26 protein-coding genes are annotated in these 22,663 nt (G+C 71.7%); 12 read left to right on the top strand and 14 right to left on the bottom strand.

Features of this window, described 5'->3' with window-relative positions; genetic code table 11:
* Positions 1-179: 179 nt before the first annotated feature.
* On the bottom strand, positions 180-1,043 hold the full coding sequence (locus AC07BF_RS03085; protein WP_478332863.1) for a helix-turn-helix transcriptional regulator: 864 nt from the start codon (positions 1,041-1,043) through the stop codon (positions 180-182).
* Between the two features lie 175 nt (positions 1,044-1,218).
* Here AC07BF_RS03085 and AC07BF_RS03080 point away from each other — a divergent pair, with 175 nt between their 5' ends.
* Positions 1,219-2,220, top strand: coding sequence for an alpha/beta hydrolase (locus tag AC07BF_RS03080; RefSeq protein ID WP_478319460.1), 1,002 nt, complete (start codon positions 1,219-1,221; stop codon positions 2,218-2,220).
* Between the two features lie 73 nt (positions 2,221-2,293).
* Here the strand turns inward: AC07BF_RS03080 and AC07BF_RS03075 are convergent, their stop codons facing one another.
* Both AC07BF_RS03075 and AC07BF_RS03070 read right to left on the bottom strand, forming a co-directional pair.
* A complete protein-coding gene (locus tag AC07BF_RS03075; RefSeq protein ID WP_363631817.1) occupies positions 2,294-2,539 on the bottom strand; it encodes a hypothetical protein in 246 nt (81 codons plus the stop codon).
* The gene (locus AC07BF_RS03070; protein WP_400987397.1) at positions 2,536-3,696 is read right to left on the bottom strand and encodes an inorganic phosphate transporter; all 1,161 of its coding nucleotides are present in this window, start codon (positions 3,694-3,696) and stop codon (positions 2,536-2,538) included. The genes AC07BF_RS03075 and AC07BF_RS03070 overlap by 4 nt, the downstream gene beginning before the upstream one ends.
* Before the next feature lie 253 nt (positions 3,697-3,949).
* Between AC07BF_RS03070 and mdlC the strand changes: the two genes are divergently transcribed.
* The 4 genes from mdlC (at position 3,950) to AC07BF_RS03050 (ending at position 7,938) form a co-directional block, all read left to right on the top strand.
* The gene (gene mdlC / locus AC07BF_RS03065) at positions 3,950-5,560 is read left to right on the top strand and encodes a benzoylformate decarboxylase (protein ID WP_478332862.1); all 1,611 of its coding nucleotides are present in this window, start codon (positions 3,950-3,952) and stop codon (positions 5,558-5,560) included.
* Between the two features lie 798 nt (positions 5,561-6,358).
* Positions 6,359-6,916, top strand: coding sequence for a hypothetical protein (locus tag AC07BF_RS03060; RefSeq protein ID WP_363586218.1), 558 nt, complete (start codon positions 6,359-6,361; stop codon positions 6,914-6,916).
* An 80-nt stretch (positions 6,917-6,996) separates the two neighbouring features.
* Positions 6,997-7,557, top strand: coding sequence for a hypothetical protein (locus tag AC07BF_RS03055; RefSeq protein WP_478332861.1), 561 nt, complete (start codon positions 6,997-6,999; stop codon positions 7,555-7,557).
* Between the two features lie 117 nt (positions 7,558-7,674).
* Positions 7,675-7,938, top strand: coding sequence for a hypothetical protein (locus AC07BF_RS03050; protein WP_478332885.1), 264 nt, complete (start codon positions 7,675-7,677; stop codon positions 7,936-7,938).
* Positions 7,939-8,035: 97 nt separating this feature from the next.
* Here AC07BF_RS03050 and AC07BF_RS03045 read toward each other — a convergent pair whose 3' ends face one another.
* Both AC07BF_RS03045 and AC07BF_RS03040 read right to left on the bottom strand, forming a co-directional pair.
* Positions 8,036-8,401 carry a darcynin family protein gene (locus tag AC07BF_RS03045; protein WP_363631821.1) on the bottom strand — a complete coding sequence of 122 codons (366 nt, stop codon included), beginning with the start codon at positions 8,399-8,401 and terminating at the stop codon, positions 8,036-8,038.
* Positions 8,402-8,482: 81 nt separating this feature from the next.
* Positions 8,483-9,376, bottom strand: a complete 894-nt coding sequence (locus AC07BF_RS03040) for an NAD(P)H-binding protein (protein ID WP_478332860.1) — start codon at positions 9,374-9,376, stop codon at positions 8,483-8,485.
* A gap of 104 nt (positions 9,377-9,480) precedes the next feature.
* On the opposite strand from AC07BF_RS03040, the gene AC07BF_RS03035 reads away from it, so the two are divergent.
* Positions 9,481-10,464, top strand: coding sequence for a LysR family transcriptional regulator (locus AC07BF_RS03035; protein ID WP_400808170.1), 984 nt, complete (start codon positions 9,481-9,483; stop codon positions 10,462-10,464).
* A 171-nt stretch (positions 10,465-10,635) separates the two neighbouring features.
* Positions 10,636-11,088 carry a hypothetical protein gene (locus AC07BF_RS03030; RefSeq protein WP_478332859.1) on the top strand — a complete coding sequence of 151 codons (453 nt, stop codon included), beginning with the start codon at positions 10,636-10,638 and terminating at the stop codon, positions 11,086-11,088.
* 7 nt (positions 11,089-11,095) lie between these two features.
* Here the strand turns inward: AC07BF_RS03030 and AC07BF_RS03025 are convergent, their stop codons facing one another.
* The gene (locus tag AC07BF_RS03025) at positions 11,096-11,296 is read right to left on the bottom strand and encodes a hypothetical protein (protein ID WP_363586212.1); all 201 of its coding nucleotides are present in this window, start codon (positions 11,294-11,296) and stop codon (positions 11,096-11,098) included.
* Between AC07BF_RS03025 and AC07BF_RS03020 the strand changes: the two genes are divergently transcribed.
* Positions 11,286-11,651: a hypothetical protein gene (locus AC07BF_RS03020; protein ID WP_363586211.1), complete on the top strand. Its 366-nt coding sequence runs from the start codon at positions 11,286-11,288 to the stop codon at positions 11,649-11,651. The genes AC07BF_RS03025 and AC07BF_RS03020 overlap by 11 nt on opposite strands.
* Positions 11,652-11,816: 165 nt before the next feature.
* Here AC07BF_RS03020 and AC07BF_RS03015 read toward each other — a convergent pair whose 3' ends face one another.
* Both AC07BF_RS03015 and AC07BF_RS03010 read right to left on the bottom strand, forming a co-directional pair.
* Positions 11,817-12,020, bottom strand: coding sequence for a hypothetical protein (locus AC07BF_RS03015; protein ID WP_478319464.1), 204 nt, complete (start codon positions 12,018-12,020; stop codon positions 11,817-11,819).
* A 7-nt stretch (positions 12,021-12,027) separates the two neighbouring features.
* Positions 12,028-12,522, bottom strand: a complete 495-nt coding sequence (locus AC07BF_RS03010; protein ID WP_478332858.1) for a discoidin domain-containing protein — start codon at positions 12,520-12,522, stop codon at positions 12,028-12,030.
* Between the two features lie 417 nt (positions 12,523-12,939).
* On the opposite strand from AC07BF_RS03010, the gene AC07BF_RS03005 reads away from it, so the two are divergent.
* Entirely contained in the window at positions 12,940-13,464 is a 525-nt protein-coding gene (locus tag AC07BF_RS03005) for a universal stress protein (protein WP_478332857.1), read from the top strand.
* A gap of 180 nt (positions 13,465-13,644) precedes the next feature.
* Here AC07BF_RS03005 and AC07BF_RS03000 read toward each other — a convergent pair whose 3' ends face one another.
* The 4 genes from AC07BF_RS03000 to AC07BF_RS02985 form a co-directional block, all read right to left on the bottom strand.
* Positions 13,645-14,841, bottom strand: coding sequence for a cytochrome P450 (locus AC07BF_RS03000; RefSeq protein WP_478332856.1), 1,197 nt, complete (start codon positions 14,839-14,841; stop codon positions 13,645-13,647).
* 31 nt (positions 14,842-14,872) lie between these two features.
* The gene (locus AC07BF_RS02995) at positions 14,873-16,246 is read right to left on the bottom strand and encodes an NAD(P)/FAD-dependent oxidoreductase (protein WP_363586206.1); all 1,374 of its coding nucleotides are present in this window, start codon (positions 16,244-16,246) and stop codon (positions 14,873-14,875) included.
* Positions 16,236-16,445, bottom strand: coding sequence for a ferredoxin (locus AC07BF_RS02990; protein ID WP_363586205.1), 210 nt, complete (start codon positions 16,443-16,445; stop codon positions 16,236-16,238). Before AC07BF_RS02990 ends, AC07BF_RS02995 begins: the two co-directional genes overlap by 11 nt.
* Before the next feature lie 234 nt (positions 16,446-16,679).
* A complete protein-coding gene (locus AC07BF_RS02985; protein WP_363586204.1) occupies positions 16,680-17,204 on the bottom strand; it encodes a MarR family winged helix-turn-helix transcriptional regulator in 525 nt (174 codons plus the stop codon).
* 98 nt (positions 17,205-17,302) lie between these two features.
* Here AC07BF_RS02985 and AC07BF_RS02980 point away from each other — a divergent pair, with 98 nt between their 5' ends.
* The gene (locus AC07BF_RS02980; protein WP_363586203.1) at positions 17,303-18,808 is read left to right on the top strand and encodes an MFS transporter; all 1,506 of its coding nucleotides are present in this window, start codon (positions 17,303-17,305) and stop codon (positions 18,806-18,808) included.
* Positions 18,809-18,879: 71 nt separating this feature from the next.
* Here the strand turns inward: AC07BF_RS02980 and AC07BF_RS02975 are convergent, their stop codons facing one another.
* On the bottom strand, positions 18,880-19,647 hold the full coding sequence (locus AC07BF_RS02975; protein ID WP_063352162.1) for a GntR family transcriptional regulator: 768 nt from the start codon (positions 19,645-19,647) through the stop codon (positions 18,880-18,882).
* Between the two features lie 202 nt (positions 19,648-19,849).
* Here AC07BF_RS02975 and AC07BF_RS02970 point away from each other — a divergent pair, with 202 nt between their 5' ends.
* A complete protein-coding gene (locus AC07BF_RS02970) occupies positions 19,850-21,382 on the top strand; it encodes an alkaline phosphatase family protein (RefSeq protein WP_400808183.1) in 1,533 nt (510 codons plus the stop codon).
* A 94-nt stretch (positions 21,383-21,476) separates the two neighbouring features.
* On the opposite strand, the gene AC07BF_RS02965 is transcribed toward AC07BF_RS02970, so the two are convergent.
* Positions 21,477-21,914: a VOC family protein gene (locus AC07BF_RS02965; protein ID WP_363586200.1), complete on the bottom strand. Its 438-nt coding sequence runs from the start codon at positions 21,912-21,914 to the stop codon at positions 21,477-21,479.
* 144 nt (positions 21,915-22,058) lie between these two features.
* On the opposite strand from AC07BF_RS02965, the gene AC07BF_RS02960 reads away from it, so the two are divergent.
* Complete coding sequence (locus AC07BF_RS02960) at positions 22,059-22,589, top strand: AAA family ATPase (protein WP_363586199.1); 531 nt, start codon at positions 22,059-22,061, stop codon at positions 22,587-22,589.
* The last annotated feature ends 74 nt before the right edge of the window (positions 22,590-22,663 follow it).

Here is a 22,663-nt window from a genome sequence, read left to right as displayed (position 1 = left end):
CCGCACCTGGTTGTGCCGGCTCGCACTGAACCTCGCGCTGAACGAGGACGCTGCTCGGCTTCCCGGCCTCTCCGAGAATCCGCCCCAGGCCCGATCCGCCGCCGCGGGCGGGCGCGGGTGCAGCTGTAGGACTGCACCCGCGCCCAACGACGGTTCCGCGCGGGCTCCGCGCGCGAGCGTCATCCGCGCGGAGCAGGTGCCCACTGGAGGAGGAATCGCAGCCCCTCGTGGGCCGGGGAGCCGGGAGGGGCGGTGTAGGCGATGAGTTGCTGGTCGGGCCGGGTGTCGACGGTGAACTGCTGGACGTCGAGGGTCAGGGGGCCAGCCAGCGGGTGGACGTAGGTCTTGGTGAGCTGCCGGGGGCCGCGCACCCGGTGGTCGGCCCACCAGGCCCGGAAGTTCGCGTCTCGGGCAGTCAACTCCGCGATCAGGGAGGCAAGTTCACGGTCCTCCGGATGGCGCCCGGCTTCCATGCGCAGCGTGGCGACGCAGTCGCGCGCGGCGCGGGGCCAGTCCGCGTACAGCGCGCGGTAGGCGTCGTCGAGGAAGGTGAGGCGGATCAGGTTGCGCTCCCCGGGGGCGAGTGCGCCGAAGTCGGTGAGCAGGGCAGTGGCCGCGTGGTTCCAGGCCAGGACGTCCAGGCGCCGGTTGAGGACCATGGCGGGGACGTCGTGCATGGTCGCCAGGAGCTGCCGCAGTTGCGGGTCCACGGGTGGGCGGCCGGACGGTGGGGCAGCGGGTGCCGGGGCCGCGTCGGCCAGCGCGAACAGGTAGGCGCGTTCGTCCGGCGCCAGGCGCAGCGCGTCGGCGAGCGCGTCGAGGACCGACCGGGAGACCGTTCGGGTGCGTCCCTGCTCCAGGCGGACGACGTAGTCGACGCTCACGTGGGCGAGCTGCGCCAGTTCCTCGCGGCGCAGGCCCGGCACCCGCCGCAGCCGTCCGTCGTCGGGGAATCCGGCCCCGTGGGGGTCGAGGGCGGCGCGGCGGGCACGCAGGAAGTCCCCCAGCTCGTTGTCGCGGGAGGGCCGGTCGCGGACGGTCATGGTTCCAGTGTCCGGCACGGGAGCGGCCTCGTGCCTGGTACCGGCGTGCATAGGCAGCTTCCTCCCTGGCACCCCCGCACGCTCCGGCGCCACGGTGGAGGAACGGCCACCGAAGAGAGCCGCCGGAGTCGGCCCCGCGCCGACCCGCCCGTCGCACGACGACCGGAGCAGCACCGTGATCACCGATGTGACCTTCCCCAGCGCCGGCCTGAACCTCGCCGGCCACCTGTACACCCCCGACGACGGCGGCACGGGCGGCCCCCGCCCGGCGATCGTCGTCGGCCACCCCGGCGGCGGGGTGAAGGAGCAGGCCGCCGGCCTGTACGCCCGGCGCCTGGCCGAGCGCGGCTTCGTCACCCTCGCCTTCGACTCCGCATTCCAAGGCGCGAGCGAGGGCGAGCCGCGCGGCCTGGAGGACCCGGCGCACCGGATCGAGGACCTCAAGGCCGCCGTCTCGTTCCTCACCACCCGCGCCGAGGCCGACCCGGGCCGGACCGGGGCGCTGGGCATCTGCGCCTCCGGCGGCTACGCCCTGGCCGCCGGCTCGACCGACCACCGGATCAGGGCCGTCGCCACCGTCAGCGCCACCGACATGGCCCGTCAGTTCCGCGACGGCGCCGACGGCACCCAGGACCCGGCCGTCTTCCGGGCCATGCTCGAAGGCGCCGCCGCGGCCCGCACCGCCGAGGGCCGGGGCGAGGGCGTCCGGACCTTCCCGATCTTCCCCGCGACCGAGGAGGAGGCCCGCCGCGGCGGCCCGCACGTCCACGACGGCTGGGAGTACTACTGCACGCCCCGCGCCGAACACCCCCGGGCGGCCAAGGCCCTGACCTGGTCCAGCATCGACCGCATCGCGACCTCCGACGCCTTCGCCTCCCTGCCCCTGCTCGCCCCGCGCCCGCTGCTCATGGTCGTCGGGCGCGAGGCGGTGACCGCCTGGATGAGCGTGCGGGCCTTCCAGCGCTCGACCGGGCCGAAGGAACTGCACTGGATCGACGGCGCCGCGCACGTCGACCTCTACGACAAGGACGAGTACGTCACCCCCGCCGTCGCGAGGCTGACCGACTTCTTCGGCACCCACCTCGCCGCGACCACTGACACCCGCTCAGGACCGGATACGGCACCCGAGGCCTTGCACGGCCGGGGCGGAGCCGACGCCGTGGGCGATCGGTCATGAAGGCTCGGGTTCTCGGGTTCTCGGGTGCTCGGGTGCTCGGGTGCCGGGTTCTCGGGTGCCGGGCGCCGGGCGGTCAGTGGTGGCTGACGATGACGGAGATGCCCCAGCCGATCGCCGCGAGCACCACCGCGAAGATCAGTCCCGCCAGGGTGGAGCCGACCGGCCCGGCGGCGGGCCGGAGCGCGGCCGGCTCGCCGGCCGCGCCGGACGGGTTGAGCAGGCGCAGGCCGAGGGCGAACAGCGCGGGCAGTCCGGCGCCGGTGAGCAGGCCCACCACGACGATCTTCCACACCGCGTCCAGGTTGATCCAGGAGTTCACGGGCTCACCTCGTCCTTGGCCTTGGCGGGCTCCGGGGCCGCCGAACCGGTCCACGCGGCGTTGACGTTCTCCGGCGTCACGGCCGGATGGCGGGAGGCGGCGAAGAAGGCGACCGACGCCGCCACCAGCGCGCCGACGATCACCACCACACCGGCCGTCCCGCCGATCCCGTTCGCGGCCCAGTAGGCCAGCGCGCCGGCCAGGGCGGAAGCCGGCAGGGTGAGCAGCCAGGCCGTCACCATCCGGCGGGCGAGCTGCCAGCGCACCACGGCGCCGCTCCTACCGATCCCCGAGCCCAGGATCGACCCGGTGGCCACGTGCGTGGTGGAGAGCGAGTAGCCGAAGTCGGTGGAGCAGAGGATCACGGCGGCCGAGGCCGACTCGGCGGCCATCCCCTGCGCCGGTTCGATCTCCACCAGCCCCTTGCCCAGGGCCCGGATCACCCGCCAGCCGCCGATGTAGGTGCCCAGGGCGATCGCCAGCGCGCAGGAGAGGATCACCCAGGCCGGTGCCTTCGCCCCGGCGGGCAGGGTGCCGTTGGCGATCAGGGCGAGGGTGATGGCGCCCATGGTCTTCTGCGCGTCGTTGGTGCCGTGGGCGAGCGAGACCATGGAGGCCGAGCCGATCTGGCCGAGCCGGAAGCCGCGCCCGCGCGGGCCTTCGGGCACGTCGCGGGTGAGGCGGTAGACCAGGAGGGTGCCCACCACGGCCACCCCACCGGCGATGAACGGCGACAGCGCCGCGGGCACGATCACCTTGGAGACCAGCCCCTGCCACTTGACGGCCGAGGCCCCGGCGGCTGCCACCGTCGCCCCGACCACCCCGCCGATCAGCGCGTGCGAGGAACTGGAGGGGATCCCGAGGAACCAGGTGGCCAGGTTCCACAGGATGCTGCCGACCAGACCGGCGCAGACGACCGTCAAGGTCACCTCTCCCGTGGCGACCAGGCCGTTGGCGATGGTCGCCGCCACGGCGGTCGACAGGAACGCGCCCACCAGGTTCAGCACCGCCGACACCGCGACCGCGACGCGCGGCGGCAGGGCGCCGGTGACGATCGAGGTCGCCATCGCGTTGCCGGTGTCGTGGAAGCCGTTGGTGAAGTCGAAGCCCAGCGCCGTGGCGACCATCAGCGCCAGGACCGCGTCGTTGCCGGTCACGGACCCGAACCTAGCCCGCGCACTGGCCGAGGCGGCGGCCGACCCGCCCTGCCCCAGGGCCCGGCACCCGTTCGTCCGGTTGCGGGGCCCTCGGTGCCGATGCTCTCCTGCAAGAGCCGGCCGGCGTGACGATCGGAACCGATGTGCCGTCCCCCGTCGCCGTCCCGCCCCAGGAGGCTTCTGGTCGGCTGGACCGAGACCCGTCCCTGCGAGCCCTGAGGCCCTGGTGCCCCGGGTGAAAGCGTTGGCACCCATGGCTGAGCACCCCACCGTCCGCACCGTGACGTACGACCTGCTGCGCACGCTCGGACTCACCACGGTCTTCGGGAATCCGGGCTCCACCGAGGAGCCGTTCCTCCAGGACTTCCCCGCGGACTTCAGCTATGTCCTGGCGCTCCAGGAGGCGTCCGCCCTCGCGATGGCCGACGCCTTCGCCCAGGTCACCGGCCGCCCCGCGCTGGTCAACCTGCACTCCTCGGCCGGCACCGGCAACGCGCTGGGCAACCTGGTGGCGGCCCACCACGGGAACACGCCCCTGATCGTCACCGCCGGCCAGCAGCACCGGGAGCTGGTGATCGGCGAGCCGTACCTCGGCAACCGCGAGGCCACCCAGCTGCCGAAACCCTGGGTGAAATGGTCCTACGAGCCGGCCTGCGCCGAGGACGTCCCCGAGGCCTTCATGCGTGCCTACGCGCAGGCGCTCCAGCCGCCCGCCGGCCCGGTCTACCTGTCGATCCCGATGGACGACTGGAAGCGGCCGCTGTCCGGCTTCACCCGGGTGCGGACGGTGAGCGAGCGGGTGGCCCCCGACCCCGGGCGGCTGCGCGCCTTCGCCGAGCGCATCACCGCCAGCCGCCGGCCCGCACTCGTCTTCGGGCCCGAGGTCGACCGCAGTGGCGGCTGGGACGCGGCCGTCGCCCTGGCGGAGAGACTGCGCGCCGCCGTCTACGGCGCCCCGCTGGGGGACCGCGTCTCCTTCCCCGAGGACCACCCGCTCTTCGCCGGCCCGCTGGGCATGTCGGTGAAGACCATCAGCGACCGGCTGGCCGGGCACGACCTGGTGGTGGTGATCGGCGCGGAGGTGTTCCGCTACTACCCGTACGTGCCCGGCGACTACCTCCCCCCGGGCACCGGGCTGCTCCAGATCACCGGCGACCCGGAGGCGGCCGCGGCCGCGAGGGTCGGCGACAGTCTGCTCGGCGATCCCCGGCGGGCGATCGAGCTGCTGCTGGACCTGGTCGAGGAGGGTTCGACGCGGACCGCTCCGGAGCCGATGCCGCGGCCCCGCGTGCTGCCGTCCGCCCCGGACCGGCCGCTCACCCCGCCCGAGGTGTACGCCGCCCTGAGCAGGGTCCGCCCGCCGGACGCGGTCTTCGTCAACGAGTCGACCTCGACCATGGCGCAGCAGCTCGAATGGCTGCCCACCACCCGAGCGGGCTCGTTCTTCGCCACGGCCAGCGGGGGCATCGGCTGGGCCGTCCCGGCCACGGTCGGCGTCGCGCTGGGCGACCGGGACCGGGGAGTGCTGCGCCCGGTGGTCGGCCTGATCGGCGACGGCTCCTTCCAGTACTCCGTGCAGGCCCTCTACACGGCGGCCCGGCACCGCCTCCCGATCGTCTACGTGGTGATGCGCAACCACGAGTACTCGATCCTCAAGTCGTTCGCCCTGCTGGAGGACACCCCCGGGGTGCCCGGGCTCGACCTGCCCGGGCTGGACATCGCCTCGGTGGCCCGCGGCTTCGGCTGCCGCGCCGTCGACGTGGAGACCACCGAGGACCTGGAGCGGGAGTTCACCGCGGCCCTGACCGCCGGCACCCCCACCGTCATCGTCGTTCCCACCCGGCCCCAGCGGGCCGCACTGTAGCCCGCGCGGCGGGGCCGGGCTGGGCGGCGGGGCCGGGCCGGGCCGGGCGGCGGGAACTCGACAACGCCGTCGCCGACGAGAGCTACCTCGGCGAGCACCTCGGCGACCAGCGGGGAAAGGTGTCCGACAGCCGGGCACCTTCCCCTTTCGGCACCACGGACCTCTTCGGCCCTCGCCGTCGACCACCCCCTGACCACCCCCGAACGATCGCCGCTGCGGGCGGCTGGCGCGCTCGCGGACCCGGGCCAGTGTGCTGTGGGCCAAGTCCGGCACCACCCCTGCGTCTGACGTCTCGTCAGGAGCCCGAACGGGGCGCGGCTGTGACCCCGGCCCGCCCGGAAGCCTCCGCCCGCCGCCCGCACCCGGGCGGCAGGTCGATCCCGTGACAGGAGGCCGTCGAGGTGCCTGCAATACCCGTCGGTGGGCTGGTCCCCCGCGCCGCCGAGGACGCCCTCGAGGACGCCGCCGACGTCGTCGTCCGCAACGCGAAGATCCACACCGGCGACGCCCGCCGCCCCACCAACCCCGGAACCCGCCCGTCCTCCGCCGCCCTTGCCCCCTCGGGTCCGCCCGGGTCACTCCACGGGCAGCCCCGTCAGCATCTCCGGGCACGCCGTCGATCGCCCCCTGGAGGAGCCCGCCCACCCGCGAGGTGTGTGCGAACCAGAAGCCGACGCTGCGTCTCGGGCACGTCCGCGTGGCACATCGTTCGACTTCTTCGGTTCGTCCGTGTTTTGGCTCCGGGCAGCAGGGCACGCGCCGTTCAGGGAGGTCTGGAGCTACAAGCGGAGGACCCAAATGTCAACAGGGACCCTCATCGCAGTCATCGCCATCGTCGTCGTCCTTCTGGTCGTGTGCGCGCTGGTGGCGACGTTCGTCATCCGCCGCCGCCATCTGCAGGAGCGGTTCGGCCCGGAGTACGACCGGACCGCGGAGGCGAAGGACGGCCGTTTCGCCGCCGACCGGGAGCTGCGCAAACGCGAGTCGCGCCACGACTCGCTGAACATCAAACCGCTGTCACCGGGTGCCCGTGACCGGTACGCCAAGGACTGGGCACGGGTGCAGGAACAGTTCGTCGACCGGCCCGACGACACGGTGCACGAGGCGGACCGGCTCGTCACCACGCTCATGAGCGAGCGCGGATACCCGACCGAGGGGTACGAGCAGCAGCTCAAGGACCTCTCCGTCGAACACGGGAGCGTGCTGACGCACTTCCGGTCCGCTCACGAGGTCAACGACCGCAGCAGCCGCCACCAGGCGACCACGGAAGAACTGCGGGGCGCCATGGTGCACTACCGCACCCTGTTCGAGGAACTGCTCCACAACGGTGACCGTCCGCAGGGCAGCCGTGCGTGAGCCCCGGACCGGCGAGTTGAGCTGACGGGACGCACCCGGCGACGGCCGCCGACCGGAACTGCCGAGAGGGAAGTGAAGAGATGCACAGCCGAGCAACATCCGAACCGCGCGAGGGCGGCCTGTCCACGGAGGATCTGGCCGGCGCCCGACAGGACACCGACGAACAGAGCGATACCTCCGGGGCGGATTCGCCACCGGCGTTCCCCGGGGAAGCCACCACCGAACAGCGGAGCGGTGAGCAGGAGTTCACGCTCGAAGGCCGCGACCGCGAGCAGGACTACGGGCAGGAACGCGGACAGGAAGAGGAGCAGGAAAGGGGCTACACCCAGGCATCCGAGCCATCCGAGCGCACCGAGGACCCGGAAGCCGCCGAGAACGAACCCCTGCTGGGCGGACAGCAGGAGGAGTTCCGCTCCCGGTGGCAGAAGATCCAGGGCGAATTCGTCGACGACCCGCGCAATGCCGTGTCCGCGGCCGATAATCTGGTCGCCGAAGCGATGCAGGCACTCGCCACCACCTTCTCCGCGCACAAGCAGGACCTCGAAGGCCAGTGGCACCGCGGCGACGAGGTGCCGACCGAAGAACTGCGCGTCGCGCTCCGGCGCTACCGCTCGTTCTTCAACCGCCTGCTCAACACCTGAAGCAACGGGGCCGAAGCCCCACGCCCCCGACCTGCGATGATCGAGTTCCATTCGGTCCTCGCCCAAGAAAACCGAACAGGTTCTTCGGGCCTCCTGCGAACTTCAGGAGGCCTGCTGGTGGACCGGACCGGGCTCGCCCCGGGCCCGTTCCCGTCCGAGGGCGGCTTCGAGCCCTTGCTCGCGCTCTCCGCGGCACGCCGCGGCACCCTGTTCTCCGCCCGTGCCGATGGTGGCCCGCGCCAGGGCGAGGGTGTCCGGGTCGCGGTGCGGCTCAAGGACGCCACCGGACTCGCGGTCGCCGCCGAACTCAACGGCCGCCCATGCAAAACGCTCGGCTGGGAAACCCCAGCCGAGCGCCTGCATAAACTCATCGCGGCCTGATCAAACCGACCACGTGTTGCAACGACCCCTAGAAACCGCCGACCGGTCAGGGGGCATCGGCGCTCGTGCGCAGGTGGGTGGGTGGGCGGGCGGTGTGTCAGGTGGCGATGGTGGCGACGGGTTCGAGGCCGTAGGTTCGGGCGTAGCCGTTCTCGGTGCCGACGAGGAGGTCGACGACCTCGAAGTAGCGGTCCCAGAAGGGGGTTTCGCGCAGTGCGTCGACGAGGAGCTGGTAGGCGTGGTGGTCGTCGGCCTCCCACACCCAGACGTCGGTGACACGAGCGGAGTAGAACTCCGTGTCGTAGAAGCGTGACCGGACGCCGGTGGTCTTGGCCTTGATGGCCGGCAGGACCTGGGTGGTGAAGGCGTCCACGCGTTCCTTGACGGTCAGCGCGAGCCACTCGGGTGTGGTCTTGACCAGCATGAACGCCGTGACCGGCGGTTCGGACATTTCAGCGGACATCGGGGTGCCTCCAAAAGCGGCAGGTGGGTAGTGGTCTTGGTTCGCCGGGCTCCGTGCTGCCCCGGCGCCGGGTGCTGGACTTCAGGAGAGGACCGCGGGCTTGAGGGTCCGGGCGCACCACTGCTCGAAGCCGGTGGAGGAGGCGGTGTCCGGGGTGCGGGCGACGCCGGCGTCGAGGCCCTCGTCCTTGGCCCGCTTCATGTCGACCACGCCCTGGGCGAACGCCTCGTTGAGGCCGTAGCCGACGAGGGTGGCGTACAGCTCGTCGAACGACTGGCGTTCGTAGCGGACGGGGCGGCCGAACTGCTCGGTCATGATGCGGGCCAGGTCGTTCGGGGACAGGTCCCGCGGCCCCAGGACCGGGACGCTGCCGGTGCCGGTCCACGAGCGGTCCAGCAACAGGCCGGCTGCGGCCGCCGCGATGTCGGCGACGGCCACGAACGGGGCCTTGCGGTCGGCGTCGACGGAGTCGGTGAAGACGCCTTTCTCGCGGATCGAGTCGGCTTCCTCCAGGAGGTTCTCGAAGAAGGACGGGTTGGCCAGGGCCCGGTAGGCGACGCCGGTGCCGGCGATGAGGTCGTCCATGGCGAGGGAGGCGGTGACGAGGCCCGCCTGGTCGGCGAGCGGGGTGCCGCGGCCGAGCGCGGAGACGCCGACGACGTGGCCGACGCCGTGGGCGACGAGCGCCTCGGTGGCGGGGCGGGTGAAACCGCTGTAGGCGTCGTACGGGGTCAGGGAGGCGTCCGGGGGGACGAGCCAGAAGACCGCGTCCGCGCCCTCGAAGGCCCGGTCGAGGACCTCGGCGTCCGCGTGCGAGCCGGTGACGACCTCGACGCGTCCGCGCGCCGCGTCCGGAAGCCGGGCGGGATCGCGCACGATCACGCGCAGTTCCTCGCCCGCGGCGGGGGCGGACTCCAGGAGCCGGGCGAGCAGGTGGCGGCCGATGTTCCCGGTGGAACCAGTGATGACGATCATGAAAACCTCGTAGCTGGTGCTGGTTTCGGTACGCCCTCATCCTGCTGAGGTCCGCCGTGCTGCCACAATGGGAACTTCAGCACGGAATCATTGACTGAAATGGAATGATGCTGGTGAGCAGCCCGGACCCGGTCATCGACGCCAATCTCGCCATCGCTCTGGATGCCTTGCTGGCCGAGCACAGCGTGACCCGCGCCGCCGCACGACTGCACACCTCGCCCGCCGCCATGAGCCGCACCCTGGCCCGGCTGCGCCGCATCCTCCAGGACCCCCTCCTGGTCCGGGCCGGACAGACCATGGTTCCCACCCCGCGCGCCCAGGCCCTGCGCGAGGAAGCCGCCACAGTGGTGCGCAGCCTCGGCGCGCTGCTCAGTCCCGGCACGAGCGTCGACCCCGCCGGCCTCCGCAACACCTTCACCCTCCAGGCCGCCGACCTGGTCGGCGCGGCGCTGGCGCCCGGGCTGCTGCGACTGGCCCAGCGGGAGGCGCCGGGGGTCTCGTTCCGGATCCGGGCCGAAGACCTGGAGGCCGGGCCCGCCCTGCGCGACGGCCGGATCGACCTGGAGGTCGGATCCATCGACCACGTGGACCCCGAAACCCAGGTCGAAGAACTGGTCAGCCTCCGCATGGTCGCGGCCGTCCGGCCCGGCCATCCGCTCACCGAAGGACCGCTGACCCCGGCCCGGCTCGCTGCCGCCCACCACGCCGCGGTCAGCCGCCGCGGCCGGTTCACCGGCCCCCTCGACGCCGCCCTGGCCGAGCAGGACCTCCACCGGCGGGTCAGCGTCGTCCTCCCCAGCCACCTGGCCGCGATGACCCTCGCCACCCGCAGCGACCTCGTCTGCCTCGTACCCGCCGCACTCCCCGGCGCCGCTCCCTCGCCCCTCACCCACGACGCCGGCGCCCTCGGACTGCACCTCCTCGACATCCCCCTGGCCCTGCCGCCCCTGACCATCGGCATGGCCTGGCACCCCCGGCACACGGCCGACGGGGCCCACCGCTGGCTCCGCGACACCGTCCGCCGGGTCCTCCGCACGCCGGCGGCAGCTTCTGAGCCCACCGCGGCGGACGCGATCGGCCCCGCATAGGACGACGCCGCCCCGGCCCGCGATGCTCCAAGGGGCGGACCCGAGCTGAGAGGCCATCAGCACATCCCCACCACATAGCACGCTTTCGGCGGTTCGTCCCAGCTCAGGGGCTTGATCGACCATCCGGGGTCAGCAAAACGTCAGCAGGACGCCCGGGGAGCGAGATCGATCATGGCAACCACCAGCCTCATCCGCGGCATGGGTTCCTTCTTCAAGGAGTGCGAGCACCCCGGGTCCCGGTGGCCCCGGTGCCCGCGCGAGTACAAGATCCGGTACCGCAACGCGGCCGGAAGGCAGGCGGAGGAGTCCGGGTTCACCACGCAGGACAAGGCCAAGGCCCGGCTCGCCGAGGTCTACCAGGCCCGGAAGAACGCTCCGCAAAGCCGGCGCAAGGCGGAACGGATCCAGAAGTACAGCCCGATGCAGGTCGGGGACCACGTCGAGGAGTGGAAGGCCCACCAGCGCGACCTCAGCCCCGCGTCGCTCCGGCACCTCGAATCTCTGCTTGAGCACCATCTCCACCCCGCCTTCCACAGCCGTCGGATGGACACGTTCGACCACAGGGTCGTCGAGGCCTTCACACTCCTCGCCAGTCTCACGGACCTCCTGCACCCGCAAGACTGACGCACCATCACGATCCCAGGCGGCCGAACACCAAGATCACCGACAGAGCCAAGCTCAGAATGCCGCAGCTGATTACCCAAAGAGTCTCACCCGGACCTTCCTGCCGGGATACGCTGAGGAAAGGTCGGGAGATCCCGAACTTCCTGCACGACAGCGCGAGGGGGAAGAGCATGGCGTCACCTGCCGCAATTTCCGAGATGGTGGTCATCAAGAGCGATGGGACTCAGACCAGTCCCATGCGCCAGCCGCAAGCCCAGTCCTACCTGGAAAACGTCCTCAATGAGGCAGGCATGGGGAACAGGCTCGCAAACCTGAAGCAGTCCCTGAACCAGGCATTTGACGGCCAGGGAAAGCCCACCGGATCGCACAAGTTCAACAATCAGCCGGTCCTGCACGCCAGTTCGGGTAACGGGCAGCAGAGTGTCACCCTTTTCTTCTATGCGAACGGCAGCAAGCTGATGCTGTTCGCCATGGGGGAGCACGTGTCGAGCACGCAGTACAGGATCAGTATTTACGGGCAGCAAGGCACGGATTTCGCGAAGGGCAAAGTCATCTCCGTCTGATCCTGCGACCTGTGGCCGAGCCCCGCGGTCGGCTCGGCCACAGGCAGCCAGGTCGGTACACCTTCCCCACGTGGCGGCCCGCTCGTCGCAGCGGGCGGACCTCAACGGTCGCACGCAGGGAAGGTTGCCAACGGAGGGCCAGCCGCTGACCTCGTGGGGCTGCGCCTACGGCTCGGCTCCCAGGTAGAACCTCCAGACAATCAAGTCCGCTGCTCCGTTCGGAGAGGTCTTCTGAGAAACCCATCCCTTCTTGAGGGGCACGGTCGCTACTTCCCAGGCGTCAAGGCCGATGTTGAACAGCTCATTTCCGCCGAACCAGGCGTTGATGAACTGCTTCTTGTTGGATTCTTTCCTGACCGTGGTGATCATGTCGGCGTCAACGGAGACCGAGCATGACGTTTGTGACCACCTGACTGGTGACGTCGTTCACCTTGAGCTTCCCGCCGTCCAGCACGGTGACGTTGCCGGTGACGACGAGGTCTCCAACGATTTCTACCTTGCCCGTGTGGAAGGTGGCGCCGTCGGGGGTGATGGTGGCGCCGCGGGATTTGGTGGTGATCTGGAAGGAGCAGATGGCGATTCGGGTGCTGCGTGAGATCAGAATTCTCAGGCGCATGTAGCGGGTGGTTCGGGCTGTGGTGCCGCGATACTCCGATTGATATGCCACGACGGGTGCGTAATGGGTCCAGTTGGTGCCGTCTGTTGACGATTCCAGGTTGCAGTCGGGCAGGGTGAAGCTGCCGTCGGGTTTGCCGAGATAGATGTCGATCTTGGTGATGTCGCGTTGGCTGCCGAGGTCGATCTGGATCCAGTCGTTGAACTCGGGGGTGCGTGCGCTCCAGTAGTACGTGTCCAGGTTCCCGTCGGTCATATCGGACGGGAGGCGTCGGGTGCCGTCCGGGTCGGTGGTGAAGCCCAGGTTGGTGGTCGCGGCGCAGTTCGTCGTCCGACAGCCAGCAGTCCTCGTGGACGAACATGACCGAGAAGTAGGTACTCTCCGCCGGTAACAGCGGGTGGCTGAAAGGACCGCCGCCGTTGTGGGTTGCGGCCCTTGCCGTGACTGGTCAGCGACCACGGCCCCTGCCGGAGATCGCCGTGACCACCGTGGCGTTCCTCGCGCACCGCGGCGGGGCGGCCATGGGACCCGACCGCGTACAGCTCACCCGTGCACTGGTGCCCACCGGCGGACAGGAGCAGGCTTGAGAGGCGGCTCGCGCAGGCCCCGCCACCGGGCACGTGGAGAGGGCCCCACGCGTCTGCGAGCCCGCCGACTCCTTGGAGGTCCCCCGTGACCGATCCTCCTGTCCCCCACCCGGCCGGCCCGATCGTGGTCGGCACGGACGGCTCGACCCCAGCCCGGCACGCTGTGACCTTCGCCCTGCGCGAGGCCCAGCTGCGCGGTACAGGCCTGCGGGCCGTCTGCGCGTACGAGTACACCCCGACCCAGCACTCCGGCTTCGAACGGACGGTCGACTCCGGCCCGATCCCCCAGCAGCGCGATCTCGTCACGCAGGCCGTGGCGGACTCGGTCGAGGAACTGCAGCAACAGCTCGGTGGGCCATCCGTGGAGGTGGAGATCGTCTGCGAACGCGGCCGCCCTGCGCAGGTCCTCCTCGAGGCGAGCAAGGACGCCAGCCTGCTCGTGGTCGGCTCCCGAGGGTCGGGTGCCTGGGGCCGACTCACCCTCGGGTCGACGAGCACCGAGGTCGTCCACCACGCCGACCTTCCCGTGGTCGTCGTGCCGGCGGAGCACGGCACCGCACGTTCGGAGCACGGCACCGCACGTTCGGAGCACGGCACCGCACGTTCGTGACCGTCGACTTCAGCCGCCCTCTGAGCCGGGTCAGGTGAGGACGGCAGGCTGGCGGTAGTCGCCGAGCAGGCGCACCGTCGCTCCGCGGTCGGCGGCGATCTGGACGAGGTTGTCCAGGTTGAGGGGTCCTGACCAACGGCATCCTCCACACCCGGCCCGCCGGCTCCAGGCCCGCTGGCTTCAGAGGTGGACGGGCAGGTGGCGGGGTCCGCGGAGCATGGCGTTCTGCCGGTAGGGGGGCGGGTCCTGGACCAGGCGTGCCGGGCCGAGGCGGGGGATCAGCGCACCGAGCGCGGCCTCGGCTTCGATGCGGGCGAGTGGTGCGCCGTAGCACAGGTGAATACCGCTGCCGAAGCCGAGGTGTTGGTTGTCCGGGCGGGTGGGGTCGAACCGGTCCGGCGCGTGGAACCGCTTGGGGTCGCGGTTGCCCGAGGCCAGCGCGAGCACGACGGTGGCGCCTTGGGGGACGGTGGTGCCGCCGACGTCGATGTCGGCGAGGGGGATGCGCTCGCGCATGTGGACCGGGGGTTCGTAGCGCAGCAGTTCCTCCACCGCTCGCGGCAGCAGTTCCGGTTCGCGACGCAGCTGGTCCAGCTGCTCGGGCTGACGCAGCAGGGTGAGCACCCCGTTGGCGATCAGGTTCACCGTGGTCTCGTGTCCGGCGATGAGCAGCAGCACGGCGGTTTCCGCGAGTTCCTCCTGGGTGAGCCGCAGGGCCGGGTCCGGTTCGTTGACGAAGGCGGAGAGCATGTCGTCGCTCGGATTGCCACGGCGCTTCTCGGCGAGGCCCGCCAGGTACCGGCCCATCTCGCCCCGCGCCTGTTCGCCCGCCTGGTCGCCCGTCTCGTCCCGCTCGGAGGAGTCCTCTTCGGGCCGGACGTCGGCGGACGCGACGATCGCGTCGGACCACGCCCTGAAGAGCGGCTCGTCCTCGCGCGGCACGCCGAGCAGGCGGCAGATCACCGTGACGGGCAGCGGGTAGGCGAGGTCGTCGACGATGTCGATCCGGCCGCCCGCCTGGAACGGCTCCATCAGTTCCCCGGTGAGCCGGACGATCTCGCCGCGCATGGCATCGACCCGGCACGGGCTGTGCGGGGGGCCGAAAGGCCGCATGGCCAAGGTGCGCAGTCTGTGGTGCTCCGGGTCGTCGAGCCGCAGGAACGGCGGCTTGTGCGTCGTCTCGCCACAGGTGCGGGGATCGACGCTCATCCGTGGATCGTGGAGCAGGGCGGCGACCTCGTGGTAGGTGCCGATCAGGTAGCTGCCGTCTGCCTGCCGCACGACGGGACCGGCCTCGCGGAGTTCCGCGTACAGCGGGTAGGGGTTGGGGCGGTTCGCGTAGTCGGTGATCCGTGCCAGCAAGGTGTCGGAGTCCATGGTGGCTCCTCGTCGTTGGGCGGGACGTGGGTCAGCCGCGGGGCTGCACCACGGTCAGTCGACGGTCGGGCAGGTATCCGGTGAGCGCCACGGTGGGGCCGTGGGACAGCCCCTTCGGATCCGGCACGTCGGACGGAATCGGGATGTCCGCCGCGAGCGCGCGGTCCGCCGCGCCGGGCGGGGGCGGGAACGGCGCAGCCGTCTCGATCAGGTGCCGGTAGTAGTCGAGCGACTTGGCCATGTCGACGGTGACCGCCGCGGTGACCCGCCCCTGGTAGCCGTAGACCATCGCCAGACGGCGCGCCTCCAGAGAACCCTGGGCGATGACCACGTGGTCGGAGAAGGTGGGCACGCCCACCGACTTGATGTTGAGCCCGAACTGGGTCGACCAGAACGTCGGCAGGGCGAGGTGCGGGCGCCGCAGGGGCCCTGGACTGACCATGTTGTGGGCCGCCACCCCGGCCTGTTCGACCGCGTTCCCCCAGTGTTCGAGGGAGAGCATCTGGTAACCGAACAGCGGGTGGGGGAAGCGGGAGACGTCGCCGGCGACGAAGACGTCGTCAGTGACGATTCCGTACATGTTGAAGGCGCGGCACCCGGCGTCGCAGGCGATTCCGCGCGGGCCCGCCGCCAGTCCGGAATCCGCCAACCACTCGACGTTGCGGACCGCCCCCAGCGCCACGACGCACACGTCCGCCTCGACGCGGCTGCCGTCGGACAGCTCCGCGCCGGTGAAGCGCCCGCCGTCGTCCCCGCGCAGGGCGGTGACCGTCACGCCGGTGCGCAGGTCCACACCGTGGTTGCGCTGCATGGCGGCCGCGAGTTTCGCCAGGGTGCCGCCGAGCGCGCCCACCAGAGGTGCGGGACCGCGTTCGGCGACGGTGACGTCCAGTCCGCGTTCCCGGCAGGCCGAGGCGATCTCCGAACCGGTGAAGCCGCCGCCGATCACCAGCACCCGCCGTGGCCCGGCAGCCAACCGCTCGGCCAAACCGCCGGCGTCCTCGCGGGTACGCAGGGTGAACACCCCGTCCAGGGCGGCCTCCTGCGGATCGGGCCAGGGACGCGCCCGGGTCCCGGTGGCGATCAGCAACCGGTCGTACGGCAGCGACTCGCCATCGGCCAGCATCACCCGCTTCCCCAGGGGGTCCAGGCCGGTGGCGCGTACGCCCAGCCGCCACTCGGCGTCCGGATCCCGGCGCATCGGCAGCCCGGTGGAGTCCGCCGCAGCGTGGCCCAGCAGCACCTGCTTGGACAGCGGCGGCCGGTCGTAGGGCGGATGAGGCTCGTCGCCGACCACGGTCAGTGAGCCGGTGAAGCCCTCCTCCCGCAGCGCCTCCGCGGCCCGCAACCCGGCCAGCGACGCGCCGACGACAACGATCCGGCCCTCGCTCTGGTCACCGGCCATCAGCGCTCACCTCCTCACCGAGGAGGATGGCCTGGACCGGGCACGCCGCCGCGGCCTGGCGCACGCGCTCGACCTGGTCGTCGGGGACAGCCGGGGCGTACAGCAGTCCCTCCTCGCCGTGCAGCTGGAACACTTTCGGCGCGAGGAACACGCACTGTGCGTAGCCCTGGCAACGCGTGAGGTCCACAACGGTCTGCATCCCCACCACTTCCTCTGCCGCCGTACCCCCTCTCTTCCAGCATGGGACGAGAACCGGACGCGCGCAGCACGGGCCGAGAACCGGGCGCGGGCGCGGCAACCGCTCGGGGATGCCGCAGGTGCGGAGCCCGCGTCGAGCTGTCCACCGGCATCGCTCCGACCAGCGGGCGTGCGGCACCGCGATCGAGCGGCGGGCGGCCCGGGCGCGGCGGGCGGCCTGGGCGCGGCGCGCCGCCTAGGGAGTGCGGTGATCCGGGGTTTCGGGAGAGCGGGGCGTGGTCGTGCTCGGCTCGGCGAGGTGGGTGTCCATGGTGGAGTTCAGGTCGGCCATGAACGATTCGAACTGTTCCAGGAGCTGCGGCGGGTAGTGCGACATCGCGGTGTCGAGGCGTCGGGCGAGGGGGCCGAAGAACTCGTCCGCCCGTTCCTGGATGTGGCGGCCGCTGCGCAGGGTGATGATGCGCCGGTCGGGGTGCTCGCGGACGCGGGTGATGTGCCCTGCGGCTTCGAGGCGGTTCAGGAGCGCAGTGGTGGCGCCCGTGGACAGGGGGATGCGCTCGCTGAGGCGCGCCGGCGACAGGGGGGTGTCGCGCTCCTCGGCGGCGGCGATCTCCAGGACCGCGGTCGCGTCGGTGGAGTGCAGGCCCAGCCAGGCGGCGAAGCGCCGGCTGAGCTCGGCGTAGTGGCCGCCGTAGGTCCTCAGCGACTCCATCAACCGCTCACGCTGCGCCGCCACGCCGTCGAGCATCGCTTCCTCCATGGCCTCGCGCCTTTTCGTGCTGCTGTGCGGTCCGCGTCGGCGGCCTGCTTTGACAACCTACCGCCACCAATTTACCTTTATCGTAAAACTACTTCACCATGGAGGTATCTGGCGTGCGCGGCTCTTCCCCCATCACCGACGAGACCGCGGGGCCCTACCGCCGGCGATGGCTGATCCTGGTGGTGATGCTCGTCGCGGAGATCATGGATCTCCTGGACGCCTCGATCGTCAACGTCGCCGGTCCGGATCTGGAGCAGTCCCTCGGCGCCGGCTCCGTCGGCCTGCAGTGGGTGATCGGGGGCTACGCCCTCACCCTGGGAGCCGGGCTCGTGCTCGGCGGCCGGCTCGGCGACCGGTACGGCCGGCGCCGGATGTTCCTGATCGGTCTGGCCGCCTTCACCACCGCATCGCTGCTGTGCGCGCTGGCGCCGGACACCGGGTCGCTGATCGCCTTCCGGCTGCTCCAGGGCGCCGCCGGGGCGATGCTCCTGCCCCAGGGCCTGGGCCTGCTGCGGGAGAACTTCCCCGGCCCCGAGCTCACCAAGGTCTTCGGGATCTTCGGCCCCGTCCTCGGCCTCGGCGGCATCATCGGCCCGGTCCTCGGAGGATTCCTCATCGAGGGCGACTTCTTCGGCCTGGGCTGGCGCTCGGTGTTCCTCGTCAACCTCCCCATCGGCCTCGCGGCCCTCGCCGTCGCCGCGAAGTACGTCCCGAAGAAGCCGGGGGATCGCACCGTGGACGTCGACAAAGCCGGCGCGGCGCTGGTCGCCGTGTCCTGCGCGCTCCTCGTCCTGCCGCTGAACCAGGGGCAGGAGGACGGCTGGCCGCTGTGGACGTGGCTGTGCATGGCCGCCTCCGCCGCCGGGTTCGCCCTGTTCGCGCTGCACCAGCGCCGCACCGTCGCGGCGGGCCGCGAGCCGCTGATCATCCCCGCCCTGCTGCGCAAGCCCGCCTTCACCATCGGACTCGGCGGCATCGCCCTGTTCTTCGCCGGGCTCGTCGGCACCCAACTCGTCCTGACCCTCTACCTCCAGATCGGCCGGCACTTCACCGCCGGCGACGCGGGATTGGGCAACCTGCCGCTCGCCGTGGGCACGGCCATCGGTGGCGCGGTCAGCGGCGCCTTCCTCGCCGACAGGATCGGCCGCAAGGTCCTCCAGATCGGCCCGCTCGTCCAACTCGCCGGCGCGACCCTCCTCTGGTTCGAACTCGACGGCCTCACACCGGCCTCGTTCTCGATCCGGGACATCGCCCCCGGCATCGCCGTCTCCGGCATCGGCGCGGGCATGGTCATCGCCGCCCTGTTCAGCTTCGTCCTCGCCGCCGTGGACGACGCCGAGATCGGCTCCGCCTCCGGGTTCCTGTCCGCCGTCCAGTCCATCGGCGGCTCCGTCGGCGTCGCCGTCTTCGGCTCCGTCTTCTTCGCCCAGGCCGGGACCGGCGACTTCACCGCCGGCTTCCACCACGCCCTGACCATCCAGGCCTGCCTGCTGGCCGCATTCCTCGCCATCACCTTCCTGCTGCCCGAGCAGGGGCGCCCCGAGGAAGAACACCACGGCATCACCACCGACACTCCCGCCGACACCCCACAAGCCGCCGCGTGACCCCCGGCCCGCCCCGTCCGGGCGCTACGGCGCCGATACGCGTACCTGTCGCGAGGAACGCAGGACTGGCTTCAGTCCCTGTCGGGGGCGTGCAGCGCGAGGGTGAAGCTGAAGCGGTCGCCGCGGTAGAGGGTGCGGACCTGTTCGAGGGGGTGGCCCTCGGCGTCGCGGCTGCGGCGGTGGAGCAGCAGCATGGGCAGGGCGGGCGGGGTGCCGATGAGCAGGGCTTCGCGGGGGGTGGCGAGGACCGTCTCGATGCGTTCGTCGGCGCCGCCGAGCCGCACGCCGCACTCGCGCAGGTACCCGTAGAAGGAGCCTTCGGGGTCGAACTCCCGCTCCAGGTGCGGGACTCGGGCAACGGGGACGTAGGTGGACTCCAGGCCGACGCGTTCCTCGTCGGCGCGCAGGACACGTTCCAGGTGCCAGAGCGGTTCACCTTCGGGGACGGCGAGGCGCTGGGCCATGGGCGGGTCGGCGGGGAGGCGGTCGAGGGTGATGAGGGTGCGGCCGGGGCGCAGGCCCTGGCGGGTGACGCCTTCGGTGTAGCTGGCGAGGGAGAGCGGCTGTTCGATCTTGGGGCCGGCGACGACGGTGCCGCGGCCCTGGCGGCGCAGGCGGCCTTCGAGGAGGAGGTCGCGCAGGGCCTGCCGGACGGTGGCGCGGGCGACGTGGTGGCGTTCGGCGAGGTCGGCTTCGGTGGGCAGGCGCCCGCCGGGACCCAATTCGGCGATGAGGTCTTCGAGTTGGGCCTTGACCAGGTAGTACTTGGGCACCCGGCCGTGGTCGGGGACGCCGGAGCGGGCGGGGGCGACGGGGGGCCGGGGGGTGCCGTGGTTCACCGCGTCACCTTATCGAGCGGCGGTCCGGCGCCATCGAGTGGTGGTTCGGCGCCCCCGAGGTCACGGAATGGTAACCGGTCTGGACTGAATTTCGGCGGTTGTTCATACAACCGTGGATCCGGGGAGGGCTCCTCCTCGTACGGGCGCCCCATCCTCGGTGCCGGTGCAACCGCACCGCGTCGCCCCCTAGTTGGGAGCCCTCGTGCGCATCCCCCGCTCCATCCGGACCGTCACCGCGGCCACCGCCGTAGCCGCCGTGCTGCTGCCGTCGGCGCCCGCCGGCGCCGCCCCCGCCGCTTCCGCCGTCGCAGCCGCCCCCGCCTACAAGGGCCTGCCGGACGGCACCAAGCAGGCCAAGACCCTGGTCATCGGCGTCGACGGCACCCGCTACGACAAGCTGGCGGCCGCCGACGCGCCCAACCTCAAGGCGCTGATGGCCGGCGGCATGACCGCCACCAGCAACCTGTACGCCAACCCGCTGGCGCCGACCCTGTCCGGGCCGGGCTGGTCGACCATCGCCACCGGCGTGTGGCCCGACAAGCACCAGGTCAAGGACAACGCGTTCACCGGCGCCCGGTTCGACCAGTACCCGGACTTCGCCAGCCGCCTGGAGGCCGCCGACCCGGCCGCCTCCACGCTGGTGATCGGCTCGTGGAACCCGATCACCGGCAACGTCTTCAACGGCAAGGCGGACCTGCGGATCGCCGAGAACGAGAACGACGCCAAGACCGCCTCCGACGCCGCCGACTACCTCGCCCACGGCAACCCGGACGCCGCCTTCCTGCACTTCGACGGGATCGACGAGGCCGGGCACGCCTCCGGCGGCGCCAGCGCCCAGTACGCGGCCGCCATCCACACCGTCGACGCGCTCGTCGGCCAGGTCGTGCAGTCCGTCAAGTCCCGCCCCACGTACGGCTCGGAGGACTGGCTGATCGTCGTCACCACCGACCACGGACACACCGACGCCGGCGGGCACGGCGGCAACAGCGCCAACGAGCGGCAGACCTTCGTGATCGCCGACGGCGCCGGCTACCCGGCCGGCTCCCGGCGCTACGACGTCAAGCCCGTGGACATCGCGCCCACCGTCCTCAAGCACGAGGGCGCGGCGATCGACCCCGCCTGGCGCCTGGACGGGCAGCCGATCGACGAGATCGCCCCGGACGCCTTCGACGCGCTGCGCCCCGCCCTACAGGGCCGGGCGGACGAGACGGGCATCCCGGCCGCGGTCCGGGGCTGGACGCACACGCCGCCCAGCGGCTGGAGCATCGACAACTCCCGGATGCCCAGCGGCGGGGTGACGGAGTGGCGCGGCTGGGCCTTCGCCACCGACGAGTTCTGGAGCGCCACCCAGCTCGGACAGGGCCGGGAGACCAACGTACGGGCCCGCAACGTCTTCGCGGTCGCCGACTCCGACGAGTGGGACGACAAGGCGCACGGCGCCGGCCAGTTCGACTCCACCCTGGTCAGCCCGGCCTACCCGGTCGCCGGCCTCAGCCGGGCCACGCTGTCCTTCGCGACGAACTACAAGGTCGACGGCCCGCAGACCGGCGACGTGTACGTGGTCTTCGACGACGGCGCCCCGCAGCTGGTGAAGTCCTACCGCGCCGACCTGAACACCGTCGAGCACCTGCCCGTCACCGTGCCGGCCGGCGCCACCACCGCGCGCCTGCAGTTCCGCTACACGGGCACCAACAGCGCCTTCTGGACGGTCGACCAGGTCTCCTTCGGCTCCTGACACCACCACCGGCCCCCGCCGCCCCGGCCCCCGGGGCGGCGGGAGGCGACGCCCACCATGCGGTACGGCGGCCTCCCGGAGCGGAGTTCGACTGTCAGACCAGGCAGAACTCGTTTCCTTCCGGGTCGGCCATCACCACATGATCGGGCCTGCCGTCCAACTCCTCCTCGCTGACCACGGTCGCGCCCGCAGCGGTCAACCGCTCCACCGCCTCGACCACGCGCGGCCATCGCACCTCCCACGGTGTCTCACGGCCGCCACCGACCTGGACGTCCACGTGCACCCGGTTCTTCACCGCCTTCGGCTCCGGCACCTTCAGGAAGGACATGGTGGGGCCCACCCCCTCGGGATCACAGAGGTACGCGCCGTCATCCCACTCGTCCTCCGGGATCCCGTAGTGGGAGAGCCATTCCTCCCAACTCCCGAATCCCACAGGTGCGGGCTTCTCCGCATAGCCCAGCGCCAGTGCCCAGAACTCAGCCAGCTTCGCCGGGTGCGCGCAGTCGATCGTCAAGCTCCACCTGGTCGCCATGCGGTCCTCCTCCGGTCGGATGCCGCGACGGTACCGCGCACCTCCGACACTCGCGGCCGGTGAGCCGTCCGGTGGCGGCCGACGCCGTCAGGGCCCTCGGCGCGCGCCGGGCAGGTGCCTCCCGGCGGCCGGTACGGTACCGGCGTGACGGGAACTCAGGACACCGTGCTGGTGGTGGTGCGCGGTCCGAGCGGGGCGGGCAAGTCGAGCGTCGCCGCGCGGCTGCGCGCCGCGTACGGACGGGGCGTGGCCGTCGTCGCCCAGGACGTGCTCCGGCGCACCGTCCTGCGCGAACGCGACCTCCCGGGCGGGGCGAACATCGGCCTCATCGACCTGGTCGCCCGGCACGCCCTCGACCACGGCTTCCACACCGTCGTCGAGGGCATCCTCGCCGCCGAGCGCTACGGCCCGATGCTCGCCCGGCTCGCCGCCGACCACCGCGGCCGCAGCCACCTGTACTACCTCGACGCCGACTTCGACGAGACCGTGCGCCGCCACGCCACCCGCCCCCAGGCCGCCGAGTTCTCCCCCGAGGACATGGCCGACTGGTACCAGCCCCACGACCTCCTGCCCGGCGGCCTCGAACGCGTCGTTCCGCAGCACAGCACCCTCGACGAGACCGTCGAGCGGATCCTCGCCGACACCCGTCTCACCCCGCCATTTCGCCACCGGTGAGCGACGCTACGACAGCTGAGCCCGTCCCCCGCAGGAGGCCGGGGGTACGGAACGGCCCCGCCCTACCGGCGGTG

Source organism: Kitasatospora sp. NPDC043950, from assembly GCF_056435345.1.
Note: the sequence above shows the minus strand (reverse complement) of the source record. Positions and strands in the feature narration are given on the sequence as shown.